The sequence below is a fragment of the Thermolongibacillus altinsuensis genome, from assembly GCF_004341205.1.
Taxonomy (GTDB): Bacteria; Bacillota; Bacilli; order Bacillales; family Anoxybacillaceae; genus Thermolongibacillus; species Thermolongibacillus altinsuensis.
The window spans coordinates 69023-80042 of the sequence record NZ_SLUL01000010.1 but is presented as its reverse complement, the minus strand read 5'-3'; the positions used below and the strand labels follow the sequence as shown (position 1 = coordinate 80042).

At 39.4% G+C, this 11020-nt stretch carries 15 protein-coding genes; 8 read left to right on the top strand and 7 right to left on the bottom strand.

All coding sequences use genetic code 11. The annotated features are described in order from the left end of the window. Positions 1–86 precede the first annotated feature (86 nt). The gene (locus tag EDD69_RS10295; RefSeq protein WP_132948873.1) at positions 87–1655 is read left to right on the top strand and encodes an IS1182 family transposase; all 1569 of its coding nucleotides are present in this window, start codon (positions 87–89) and stop codon (positions 1653–1655) included. A 109-nt stretch (positions 1656–1764) separates the two neighbouring features. Here EDD69_RS10295 and sspL read toward each other — a convergent pair whose 3' ends face one another. Next, positions 1765–1896 (bottom strand): small, acid-soluble spore protein L, encoded by a 132-nt coding sequence (gene sspL, locus EDD69_RS10290; RefSeq protein WP_132948872.1) that lies wholly within the window; start codon positions 1894–1896, stop codon positions 1765–1767. Between the two features lie 146 nt (positions 1897–2042). Between sspL and EDD69_RS10285 the strand changes: the two genes are divergently transcribed. Next, on the top strand, positions 2043–2315 hold the full coding sequence (locus tag EDD69_RS10285; protein ID WP_132948871.1) for a DUF6123 family protein: 273 nt from the start codon (positions 2043–2045) through the stop codon (positions 2313–2315). Between the two features lie 10 nt (positions 2316–2325). Here EDD69_RS10285 and EDD69_RS10280 read toward each other — a convergent pair whose 3' ends face one another. The 3 genes from EDD69_RS10280 to EDD69_RS15385 form a co-directional block, all read right to left on the bottom strand. Further along, complete coding sequence (locus EDD69_RS10280) at positions 2326–3237, bottom strand: DMT family transporter (protein ID WP_132948870.1); 912 nt, start codon at positions 3235–3237, stop codon at positions 2326–2328. Positions 3238–3321: 84 nt separating this feature from the next. Further along, positions 3322–4002, bottom strand: coding sequence for a queuosine precursor transporter (locus EDD69_RS10275; protein ID WP_132948869.1), 681 nt, complete (start codon positions 4000–4002; stop codon positions 3322–3324). Beyond that, entirely contained in the window at positions 3995–4162 is a 168-nt protein-coding gene (locus tag EDD69_RS15385) for a hypothetical protein (RefSeq protein ID WP_165871772.1), read from the bottom strand. Before EDD69_RS15385 ends, EDD69_RS10275 begins: the two co-directional genes overlap by 8 nt. 198 nt (positions 4163–4360) lie before the next feature. On the opposite strand from EDD69_RS15385, the gene EDD69_RS10270 reads away from it, so the two are divergent. Together EDD69_RS10270 and EDD69_RS10265 are read left to right on the top strand one after the other, a co-directional pair. Further along, a complete protein-coding gene (locus tag EDD69_RS10270; protein WP_424565353.1) occupies positions 4361–5008 on the top strand; it encodes a ribonuclease H family protein in 648 nt (215 codons plus the stop codon). A 6-nt stretch (positions 5009–5014) separates the two neighbouring features. Next, positions 5015–5197, top strand: coding sequence for a zinc-finger domain-containing protein (locus EDD69_RS10265; RefSeq protein WP_132948867.1), 183 nt, complete (start codon positions 5015–5017; stop codon positions 5195–5197). 24 nt (positions 5198–5221) lie between these two features. On the opposite strand, the gene EDD69_RS10260 is transcribed toward EDD69_RS10265, so the two are convergent. Both EDD69_RS10260 and cspD read right to left on the bottom strand, forming a co-directional pair. Further along, positions 5222–5503: a DUF2564 family protein gene (locus tag EDD69_RS10260; protein ID WP_132948866.1), complete on the bottom strand. Its 282-nt coding sequence runs from the start codon at positions 5501–5503 to the stop codon at positions 5222–5224. A 133-nt stretch (positions 5504–5636) separates the two neighbouring features. Next, on the bottom strand, positions 5637–5837 hold the full coding sequence (gene cspD, locus EDD69_RS10255; RefSeq protein WP_132948865.1) for a cold-shock protein CspD: 201 nt from the start codon (positions 5835–5837) through the stop codon (positions 5637–5639). A gap of 257 nt (positions 5838–6094) precedes the next feature. Between cspD and EDD69_RS10250 the strand changes: the two genes are divergently transcribed. Next, a complete protein-coding gene (locus EDD69_RS10250; protein ID WP_132948864.1) occupies positions 6095–6346 on the top strand; it encodes a hypothetical protein in 252 nt (83 codons plus the stop codon). Positions 6347–6356: 10 nt separating this feature from the next. Here EDD69_RS10250 and EDD69_RS10245 read toward each other — a convergent pair whose 3' ends face one another. Next, positions 6357–8906 (bottom strand): EAL domain-containing protein, encoded by a 2550-nt coding sequence (locus EDD69_RS10245; protein ID WP_165871771.1) that lies wholly within the window; start codon positions 8904–8906, stop codon positions 6357–6359. A gap of 151 nt (positions 8907–9057) precedes the next feature. On the opposite strand from EDD69_RS10245, the gene EDD69_RS10240 reads away from it, so the two are divergent. The 3 genes from EDD69_RS10240 (at position 9058) to EDD69_RS10230 (ending at position 11017) form a co-directional block, all read left to right on the top strand. Next, positions 9058–9459 (top strand): secondary thiamine-phosphate synthase enzyme YjbQ, encoded by a 402-nt coding sequence (locus tag EDD69_RS10240; RefSeq protein ID WP_132948862.1) that lies wholly within the window; start codon positions 9058–9060, stop codon positions 9457–9459. Positions 9460–9474: 15 nt separating this feature from the next. Beyond that, positions 9475–10035, top strand: coding sequence for a glycerol-3-phosphate responsive antiterminator (locus tag EDD69_RS10235; protein WP_132948861.1), 561 nt, complete (start codon positions 9475–9477; stop codon positions 10033–10035). A 160-nt stretch (positions 10036–10195) separates the two neighbouring features. Beyond that, on the top strand, positions 10196–11017 hold the full coding sequence (locus EDD69_RS10230) for an MIP/aquaporin family protein (protein WP_132948860.1): 822 nt from the start codon (positions 10196–10198) through the stop codon (positions 11015–11017). Positions 11018–11020 lie beyond the last annotated feature (3 nt).

The window sequence follows — 11020 nt, the reverse complement described above, 5'->3', positions numbered from 1 at the left end:
TTTTTCGAAAAAAAAATAAGAAAACCGTTCCTCTTTTGGTATCATAGAGTTACCCCAACCCCATACCAAGAAAGGACGGTTTTCTTATGTACATTCATTATAACCGAGATCAACTCATTTTGCCAATGGATCTTGAAATTCTGATTCCAACCCATCATCTTTGCCGGATCGTGGATCTAGCCGTGGAAAAAATGGATCCGGCTCTGCTTGTATCCCTCTATCCTGGCGGAGGGCGTCCAGCGTATCATCCAAAAATGATGTTAAAAGTCATCTTGTATGCGTATGCCAATCGCATTTACTCTTCCCGACAGATCGCCAAACAATTGAAAGAAAATATTTATTTCATGTGGTTGTCTGGCCATCAGACACCGGATTTTCGTACGATTAACCGATTTCGGTCGGAACGGATGAAGGACGTTGTTTACGAAATGTTTTTTTCCATTGTCGATTTGCTTCGCCAACAAGGATTGGTGAAGTTAGAGGATTATTTTCTGGACGGAACGAAAATCGAGGCGAACGCCAACAAGTACACGTTCGTTTGGCGCAAGTCGACGGAACGATACGATCAAAAGTTAGAGGAGAAATTCCGACAAATCGTCGCCTCCATTGAACAGGTCACGAAAGAAGATGAAGAGGCAGAACAAAGGCTTGATTTTCAAGAACAACTAGAGGCCTCTCCGATCACCTCGGAAGCGATCGAAGACGTGATCGAACAAGTGGAGGAGCGTCTCAAGAAAGAGCCGAAGAACCGCACGTTGAAAAAAGCGAAACGTCAATTAGAACAAGATCTTCTTCCGCGTAAAAAGAAATATGAAGAATACCAAGAAGTGTTAGGAGAACGGAATAGTTTTTCAAAAACGGATCCGGATGCGACGTTTATGCGGATGAAGGACGATCATATGAAAAATGGGCAGTTGAAACCGGGATACAACGTGCAAATCGGGACGGAAGATCAATTCATCACCGGATTTAGTGTACACCAACGTGCCGGAGACACAGGCTGTTTCATTCCGCATTTGGAGCAGTTCGCCGCATACGGACGCCCCCTGCCGAAACGAGTGATCGCTGATTCCGCATACGGGAGCGAGGAGAACTACGCGTATTGCGAAAAACAAAAGATCACAGCGTTGATCAAATACAACACATGGGATCGGGAACAAACGAAAGCGTGGGCGAAAGAGATCGGTCGAATCGAACATATGACGTATGATGAGGAGTTGGATGAGTGGATTTGTGCAAAAGGAGAACGGTTGGTGTTTGTGTACGAACGGAAGCAGAAGACAGAGAACGGCTATGAATCGATCAAGCGTACGTATCGCTGTACGGCTTGTGCGGGATGTCCATTTCAATCCCAATGTGCGAAAGGAAAAGAAACGAAAACGATCACTGTCTCTCTCCAAAACCAAAAACAACGGCAGGAGATTCGGCAACGGTTGGCCACCGAAGAAGGGATGGCAACGTACCGAAAGCGTCAAATAGAAGCAGAGCCGGTATTCGGGCAAATCAAGCATAATCAACAATTTCATCGTTTTTCATTGAGAGGCCTCCCAAAAATTACCTTGGAATGGGGTCTAGTTTGTGCTGCCCACAATTTGAAAAAGTGGGCCTATACCATCGATCCACATCGAAAGAAAAAGAAGAAAACCCGATCATAGGAGGGTTCTCTTCCATTCAGATAAAAAATATAATCCATATGATGGAAAACGAAAAAAGAGAGCTGTTCTCAAAAGGTCATTTTACTGACCTTTTGAGACAGCCTCTTTGTTATTTTGTGTTTATTTTTTTCGCTGCTTCTTCTAGCCTGCTTTTCGGATTTGGAGTAAAGGTTGCGTCGTATCCTTGTGGGTTCACACCTGATGCTTTTGTTCCGCGATTTCTTCCATTGTTTTTGCTCATGTTTTCACCTCCGTGCATATTGTCCCCCGTTTTTTAAAAAATTTACTCGGAGTAACAACCGACATTCTCGCTCATTTTCTGGCGAAAGACTCATAGTCAAAGCATTTACATTGCGATAAGATGAAAAAGAAGGGAGAGTGCACGGGGTGAAAAACCATCAAACGATTGAGGAATATATCGACTTTCTTTCGTCAAAAGGATTTCGACTTCGTCAAGATGCTGTGAAGTTTATTTTATTCGGGCAACAATATACAGGGGCTAGCGACTGGCTTGTCAATATTGCCATTGAAACAACACTAAAAATACAAAAAGAATTTGACGGGAGTTATTATCTTTCTTTACTGGAACAACTTGTAGATGAAAAAGTAGCCAATCGGAAAGAGGCTTTTCAATTTTTGAAGAAAAAAGGAATTGAGTAAGCGCTCGAAGTTATAGGCCTCGAGCGCTTTTGTTTTTATTGAGCACATTTTGTGGAAGTTCCGATAAAATCATACCGAGAAAAATAAGAAAAGCACCAAGGATGGCGATATGGTGTAATCGTTCGTCATTCCATATGTAGGCGGTCAGCGCAGCAAAAACAGGCTCCATCGCAAAAATGAGAGCGACGCGTGTCGGAGATGTGTATTTTTGAAAGTTTGTTTGAATGAAAAAGGCAACTGTTGTGGCAAACAGAGCAGTGATGATAAGCGCCGTCCATACTTCTAGTTGAAGCAATAGAGAGTAGCTTAGCGTTTTCCAATCTTCTAAAAATAAAGAAAATAAAAAACAAAGAAAGGCTACTGTTTGAATTTGGATCGTCGTTAATGATAAGGTTGAATAACGAGAAGCGTATTTTCCTGTCAATACAATATGCAAAGCAAACGAAATCGCACAGAAAAAGACGAATAAATCTCCTTTATTTATCGACATGCTTCCGTTCATCGTTAAAAAATACAGTCCTACCGCAGCAACTCCTGTACCAAGTAGGGCATTGATACTCGGCTTTTGTTTTAACAATAAAAACGAAAAGAACGGAACAAGCACAACGCTTAATCCTGTAATAAATCCTGCTTTGGAAGACGTCGTATAAAGAAGGCCGATCGTTTGTAGCGCATATCCAGCAAACAGCCATATGCCAAGCTTTACGCCAGCAAAAACTAATTCTCGATCGATTCGATCCTTTCGTTTTCGTTCAAATAAAAAAAGCCATGTCCATAAAAACAAGCTTGCTAACAAGAAGCGTATGCCGTTGAATAAAAGAGGCGGCAAAAAAGCAATTGCGTTTTGAACGACGACGAATGTGGCTCCCCAAACAAAAGCAACGAATAGTAAACTAACATCTGCTTTTTGTTGTAACGTCATTATTCATCTCCTTATCCTTATTATTTTAGGTCATCATTGAGAATGATGACCTAATACCAAAATTTTACCATACTATTCGAATCATTACATGTCTTTTGGTTTGAGTTTTTTAGCGATGTAAATAAATGGAGTGTCTAATGCTGCAACAATCCACTTTAATACATAAGTTGTAATAAAAATTTGGAACCATTCATTCATTGGAAATACACCGATAAAGGCAACCGATGTAAAAATGAGCGTATCTACGAACTGACTAACCATTGTACTTCCGTTATTGCGAATCCAAAGCTGTGAATCGTGCGGGAATTTCTGTTTTAAAAAATGGAATAAATGAACATCGAGCGATTGACTGACAATAAAAGCAAGCAAACTGCCGAGTGCGATGCGTGGTAATAGCCCAAAAATGGTTTCTAATGACTCTTGGGCAAAATCGGTTGCATGAGGTTTAAACAGCAAAGCGATTTGCATCACAATCGTTAACGAAATCAGCGTAAAAAAGCCAAGCCATACCGCTTTTTGAGCCTCTTTTTTTCCGTATTTTTCGCTCAAAATGTCAGTGACTAAAAATGAAGTTCCATACATCACGTTTCCAAGAGTAGCTGTCAATCCTAACAGTTCTACCGTTTTCACGACTTGTAAATTTGCAACAACGGTTGAAAAACCGATCCATACAAATAAACCTGAACGCCCGAACAAGCGGTAAATCAGCAATACAAGCGAAAAGGTGACAATGGCTGAAAACAAACCTAATATTTCATTAAACATACACAGCTTCCTCCTTACATATATATGATAAGCTTAATTTTCCGACATAAACAAGCTTTTCTGCCACTTCTCCGAACGAAAACGCCATCAGACAAATGAATTTGTCTGTCATGCGTTTTACGTTCGGAATCGGCATGCTTCGAGCATGCCGAGGCGGCAAGAAAAATCTTGCCGCCTATGGCAGAAAAGCGGTCTTCTATTCATGATGAGATATGTCGGAAACTCAACGAATCTATATAGAAATGAAAGCACGAACGATATTATACAACGATTCATTCAATTGCGCGAGATTATTTTTGAATGAAGATGTATAATAAAAAAACAATGACAAAGTCGGAAGGTGAAAAAATTGAAATTCATGATCGAATGGACATATGTGACACCGAAGAAAAAGGAAATGGTTCTTACATCTGATTTCGTTTCGGCTGAAGAAGCGCTAATCCTAGCAGAGGATTTTGAAAAAACAGGACGGGTGAAAGAAATTATATTTTACGATGAACGACGAATCGCTTGGACGAAAAAAGAATTAATAAAGTTATTAAAAGAGTTAGAAACAGAACCTCATGACATTATCGCCTATTTCGATGGAGGATTTGACCGGCAAACAAAAAAAGCAGGGGTAGGAGCCGTTGTTTATTATAAACAAAACCGTCAACCTTTTCGTTTACGGGCCAATGCCCAATTACAAGAGTTGCAATCGAATAATGAAGCGGAGTATGCGGCATTCTGGTTTTTAGTACAACAACTTGAACAGTTAGGTGTTCATCATCTTCCAGTGACATTTCGTGGAGATTCGCATGTTGTCTTAAATCAGTTAGCAGGGGAGTGGCCAGCGTTTGCTGACGAAGGGGGATGGCTCGATCGAATTGAAAAGAAATTAAAGAAGCTTGGTATTATTCCCACGTATGAACCGATTTCTCGGAAAGAAAATAGCGAAGCACACCATCTTGCGACTCAAGCACTTAATGACATCATCATTGCAAGTACGATACAATTGGAGCGTTAGATCACGATGAATAGAAAAGAAATTCTTGACCATTTAAATGAAATCATCGACACCTATTGTGAAGGGTGTTTTCTAAAAAGCGCGCTACGAAAAGAATATAGCAAAACGTATGCGCAATCGTTTTGCATTCACCAATGTACAGTGGGGAAGAAAATTCAAGAATATGGGAAAATGTTAAATAAAAATTGACCGAACAATGTGTTCGGTCCGTTGTCATTGCATGGCTTCCATGAGCTGGTGCTCTGCATCAGCCAGCTCTTTTTCACAGCGTTGTAAAACAAAATCTTCTACATTTTTCGTTTGATTTTTTACCTGCATGAGAGCTTGTTTTGCGTCCGCAATCGCTTGTTCCGCGTGTTTCAGCATATTGGAATCGAGGCTCATTGTTGCCGCCCCAACCATTTTTTTGGCGGATTCCACAGCGAGATTCACTTCCGTCACAGCGTTAAAGATGCTTTCTGACTGGAGATTCGGTTTTCTCGGATTTTGTGTCACAAATTACACCTCCTCAACAGATAGTATTCCTGCTTAAAAAAAGAGATATGTAAATTCTGATCAAATAAAAAAAGACCAGCATGGCACTGGTCTTTTCGTCGAGCTAACTTATATATCGAATAATCTCGAACGATTACAATTTGACAACGTTAGCAGCTTGTGGTCCACGGTTTCCTTGAACGATTTCGAAAGAAACTGCTTGACCTTCTTCTAATGTTCTGTACCCTTCACCTTGGATTGCTGTGAAGTGAACGAATACATCGTCTCCGCCTTCTACTTCGATGAATCCGTAACCTTTTTCGTTGTTGAACCATTTTACTTTACCGTTTTGCATAATACTGAATCCTCCTAATACCTTTAGCACTAATGGCTAATAAAAAAATTTTTTCATATAACGGAATATATTTCACAGCAATCACTCGGTGAATTGCAGGAGATATATTCAGTTAGATGATATCTAAACTATACATGAGTTTAAAGGAAGAGTCAAGATGAAGAGGTGATTTTTTCAAAAATTTTTTTGTTAAAGGACTTTTCGTATTTTTTGACTAAAAATAGAATAAATTGAATAAAGAAGGGGGAGAGAACTGCGTGTATCGTGGCGAGATTGGTGGGAAAGAGGTCATTATTAAGTTAAGAAAGCACGTCAAACAGAAAAAAGTCGATGAAATGAAAATTTATCAAACCGTTTTATCGTTTGGTGAATCCGCATTTCAGCAAGAAAAAAGTGAATTTGGGATTTTTAGTGACAAGTTAGGATTGATCGTTGCTTCCATCGAAAAAAATGATATCCCTGTTATTTACGTTGACTATTTAATTCAAAATGAAAACGTATATGAGTAAAACCCAGACGTTATACATGTCTGGGTTCGTTCATGTTTTGCAACATTTGTTTTAATTGTTCAGCGGACAAAGGAGGGCTGAAGAAATATCCCTGTCCTTCTGAGCATCCGTTTTTCGCTAAATAATCAAATTGTTTTTCATCTTCAATTCCTTCAGCAATGACATTCATGTTTAAATGTTGAACTAACGAAAGAACGGAATCGACAATTGCTTTTTCGTAATAGGAATGAGGACATTCCTGAATAAACGAACGATCGATTTTTAACGTGTCAATATCCAATTGTTTTAAATAACTAAGCGATGAGCAACCCGTTCCAAAATCATCGACAGCGATGCGAACACCGAGCTGTTTCAAAAGATTTAAATTTCGGGTGATGGTTGGTTCGTTGTAAACCATCATTCGTTCTGTAATTTCAAGTTCTAACCATTTTGCCTCTAAATTTGCTTCTTGTAAAATCATTTCGACCCGTTTTGCGTATTTGCGATCTTGCAATTCACGTGCGGAGATATTGACGCAAACGCGAATCGGTGTCAATCCTTCTTTTTGCCACTGTTTTGCTTGGCGACAAGCTTCTTTTAAAACCCACTCGCCCAACTGTACAATTAATCCTGACTCCTCAGCTAATGGAATAAACGTGCTTGGCGGTATGGCTCCAAGCGATGGATGATGCCAGCGAACAAGTACTTCTACAGCCGCGATTCGTTTTGACGGCAATTGAACGATTGGTTGATAGAGCAGAAATAGTTCTTTCTGTTGAATGGCTTTCTGTAAATCATTAAGTAGTTGCATGTTTGTCCTCATTTGTTGAAGTTGATGATCGCAATAAACAAAATAACCGTTTTTTCCTCTTTGCTTTGCTTCAAGCATGGCTAAATCGGCGTGTTTTATTAAAATTTCCGCATCTTCTCCATCATCCGGATAAAATGAAATGCCGATGCTTGGTGTTAAAAATAGCTCATGTCCATGGACAACAATCGGTTTTTGAAATGAGCATAAAATTTGTTTGGCCGTTTCAATTGCATCTTTCTTCGTTGAAATGTTTGGAAGTAAAATAATAAATTCATCTCCACCCATTCTTGCGACTGTATCGTTTGTATATACGCAACGTCTGAGGCGTCTGGCTGCCTTTTTTAACAATAAATCCCCAGCCGAGTGACCAAGGGAGTCATTGATATATTTAAAGCGATCGAAATCAATATATAAAATGGCAAAAAGTTGCTTTTTCATTTTCGCTTTATCAATCGTTTCTTGTACTCGTTCTTGAAATAAACGGCGATTGGCGACCCCTGTCAAAGAATCGTAATAAGCCATATACTTAATTTTTTGTTCGGCTTCAATGGATTCGGTAATGTTTTTTGCGATGCCAAAAACACCTGTAACCAAACCGTTTACGATAATCGGAACAGTGGTTACGTTTAAGTATAGTAAATTTCGCTGTTTATTGTAAATGCGAATACGGGCATGTTGAGATGTGCCGCGTTTGGCTTGTTCGAATAAATCTTCAGCAACTTTTACATCTTCATGAACGACAAGTTTCGAGAAATGAAGTTGTGCTAGTTCTGTTTGACTGTAACCAGATATTTTCTCAGCCGTTTCGTTTACGGATAAAAACTTCCCATCTAAATCAAGAGAGAAGACGCCATCATGATTATATTTAAATAATGATTGATAACGCTGCTGATTTTTTTCTAACTTTTCTCGCATTCGTGCTTGTTCAATGGCTAAACCAGCAAGTGATGAGAATGTTTCAATGATTTCAAGATCTTCTTTTGTTGGTGCAACCGAATTATAGTGGTAAATGGCGAATGTGCCGAGCACTTGCTCAGTAGAAGAAAAAATAGGAATAGCCCAGCAGGAACGTAGTCCGTGAGCTAGTGCAATCTGTTTATAGTCCTCCCAAAGAGGATCATGTTCAATATCGGATACGATGACGATTTCTTTTCGATAGGCTGCTGTTCCGCATGAACCTGCTTTTTCGCCAATTTGTATACCATTTGTCGCTTGTATGTACTCAGAAGGCAGATGAGGGGAAGCTGCATGATAAAGGCGATTTTCTTTTTTATCAAGCACCAAAATGGATCCAATCGTCATCGGATTGATTTGTTCAATCGTTATGATAAGTTCATTTAATATTTCGTTTATTTCTTTTCTTCTGGCAATCATTTCTAAAATTTTCTTTTGGCCAAGCAAAAGCTGTTCCGTTTGTTTTTGTTTAGAAATATCTTGGCAAGAAATAAGTAAAATTTGTTGACCGTCCTCTTGATGAATACAACGAAGATATTCTTGCACCCAGATGATCGAACCATCTTTTTTTTGTTTACGGTATGAAATTTGATGGATGACATGTGCGCATTCGTTGAATACTTTGTTCATTTGTTGTTCAACGTAGGATCGATCCATTTCGTAAACCGTTTTAAGTATCGATGCACCTATTAATTCGTCTTGCGTATAGCCGAGGGATTTGGCTCCAAAATGATTGACGTCTAAAATGGATCCGCGTTCATCTAAAATAAATTGCATCGATGGCATCAAACAATAGTAGTCACGTTCAAAATCCATTTGTTTCCTCCCACCACTGTTGTCTCTTTTCATTAACATATTGTACTCTGATTTTGGCAAATGAGAAAGAAAAATATCAAACAAGAACATGGAAAAACATGAACAAAATGAGTATGATGATATTGCAAAACGATTGAAAGGGGAGAATAGGATGCTTAAAAAATGGACGATTCATACGACAAAACGAGATGAAATGATCGATATTACCCATCTTGTTCAGTCGTTTGTGACCGAACAGCGTGTAGATGAAGGAGCTGCCATTATTTATTGTCCGCATACGACCGCTGGAATTACCATTAATGAAAATGCCGATCCAGATGTTAAAAGAGACATGATTCGACGTTTTGACGAAGTATATCCGTGGCATCATTCGCTTGATCGCCATATGGAAGGAAATACGGCAGCGCATATGAAGGCAAGCACGGTCGGTGCTTCGGCACATGTCATTATTACAAATGGAAAACTGTTGCTTGGAACGTGGCAAGGCATTTATTTTTGCGAGTTTGATGGACCGAGAACGCGTACGTTTTATGTAAAACTAATCAAGGGATAAGGCGAGGGGAGAAAAATGGATTTTCATGGACAGAAAATTTTACCAGCGATTCGTTCCATGAAAGATTTTGAGAAATTGTTAAAAATGAATTATCAATACGGTGTGTTTTTAGATATACATATCGGAATGTTAAAAAGTGTTTATGAATACGCCAATCAACATCAAAAAAAGATGTTTCTCCATGTTGATCTCATTCAAGGTTTAAAAAGCGATGAGTACGCAACGGAATTTTTATGTCAACAACTAAAGCCATACGGGTTAATTTCGACCAAAAGCAGCGTCATTACAAAGGCAAAACAAAAAGGGGTACTGGCTATTCAACGGACGTTTATTATTGATTCCAACGCGATGGAAAGAAGTATTTTGTTAATAGAGAAAACGAATCCAGATTACATTGAAGTTCTTCCGGGATTGGTTCCAAAAGTGATTCGCCAGCTTCGTGAAAAAACAGGAAAAGCCATTTTCGCTGGAGGATTGATTGAAAGTCCTGAAGAAGTGGAAGAAGCGCTTAATGCCGGAGCGATCGCGGTGACCACTTCCAATGTTGAACTTTGGCGACATTTTGAACCTAAATAAGAAAAAAATATTGACAACGCTTTCAAAACCTATTAACCTTATAGTTAAGTTAATAATATTTGTGACGGAGAAATGGAGACTCACGCATGTTCCTTTCAAGCGGGATATGTGTGGGTTTTTCTTTTTTCCGTCAAATCACCAAAACAAAGGGGGAATGATCATGACACCATTTATGGCCGAAGTGGTTGGTACCGCATTGTTAATCATCTTTGGAGCGGGGGTATGTGCAGGTGTCAATTTGAAGAAATCGTTTGCACAAAATTCAGGATGGATCGTCATTACGATGGGATGGGGATTAGGTGTAGCGGTTGCAGCATATGCAGTTGGAAAATTTAGTGGGGCCCATCTGAATCCAGCGGTGACTTTAGCGTTAGCATTCACTGGTGATTTTCCATGGAGCGATGTGCCGATGTACATATTGGCACAATTTCTCGGTGCCATGATTGGTGCAACGGTTGTTTTTCTACACTATCTCCCTCATTGGCGTGAAACGGATGATCCAGCAACAAAGTTAGGCGTTTTTGCGACGGGTCCTGCAATCCCAAATTATTTTGCGAATTTGTTAAGTGAAATCATTGGAACATTTGTATTGATTGTTGGAATCTTAGCTATTGGAGCAAATGAATTTACGGAAGGTTTAAATCCTTTCATTGTTGGTTTCTTCATTGTGAGCATTGGTCTTTCACTCGGAGGTACGACAGGATATGCGATCAATCCTGCTCGTGACTTAGGTCCACGCATTGCTCACTTTCTCTTACCGATTCCGGGAAAGGGAAGTTCGAATTGGAAATATGCGTGGGTTCCTGTTCTCGGTCCAGTGCTTGGCGGTTCATTTGGCGGTTTATTCTATAAAGCCGTTTTTTTAGGAAAAATGACAGCAGCATTTTGGTATGTTCTCATTGCGATTGCACTCGTTTTAGTCATTACTTTTTCATTTGAACAAAAAAGAAATACAGCGGTTACACGCAATGTAACAGCATAATAG

Excerpts from the sequence above, each read along its gene's own strand:
- EDD69_RS10295 (WP_132948873.1), top strand. The coding sequence starts at position 87 with ATGTACATTCATTATAACCGAGATCAACTCATTTTGCCAATGGATCTT.
- sspL (WP_132948872.1), bottom strand. The coding sequence starts at position 1,896 with ATGAGCAAAAACAATGGAAGAAATCGCGGAACAAAAGCATCAGGTGTG.
- EDD69_RS10280 (WP_132948870.1), bottom strand. The coding sequence starts at position 3,237 with ATGACGTTACAACAAAAAGCAGATGTTAGTTTACTATTCGTTGCTTTT.
- EDD69_RS10275 (WP_132948869.1), bottom strand. The coding sequence starts at position 4,002 with ATGTTTAATGAAATATTAGGTTTGTTTTCAGCCATTGTCACCTTTTCG.
- EDD69_RS10270 (WP_424565353.1), top strand. The coding sequence starts at position 4,361 with ATGATCGAATGGACATATGTGACACCGAAGAAAAAGGAAATGGTTCTT.
- EDD69_RS10265 (WP_132948867.1), top strand. The coding sequence starts at position 5,015 with ATGAATAGAAAAGAAATTCTTGACCATTTAAATGAAATCATCGACACC.
- cspD (WP_132948865.1), bottom strand. The coding sequence starts at position 5,837 with ATGCAAAACGGTAAAGTAAAATGGTTCAACAACGAAAAAGGTTACGGA.
- EDD69_RS10245 (WP_165871771.1), bottom strand. The coding sequence starts at position 8,906 with ATGGATTTTGAACGTGACTACTATTGTTTGATGCCATCGATGCAATTT.
- EDD69_RS10240 (WP_132948862.1), top strand. The coding sequence starts at position 9,058 with ATGCTTAAAAAATGGACGATTCATACGACAAAACGAGATGAAATGATC.
- EDD69_RS10235 (WP_132948861.1), top strand. The coding sequence starts at position 9,475 with ATGGATTTTCATGGACAGAAAATTTTACCAGCGATTCGTTCCATGAAA.
- EDD69_RS10230 (WP_132948860.1), top strand. The coding sequence starts at position 10,196 with ATGACACCATTTATGGCCGAAGTGGTTGGTACCGCATTGTTAATCATC.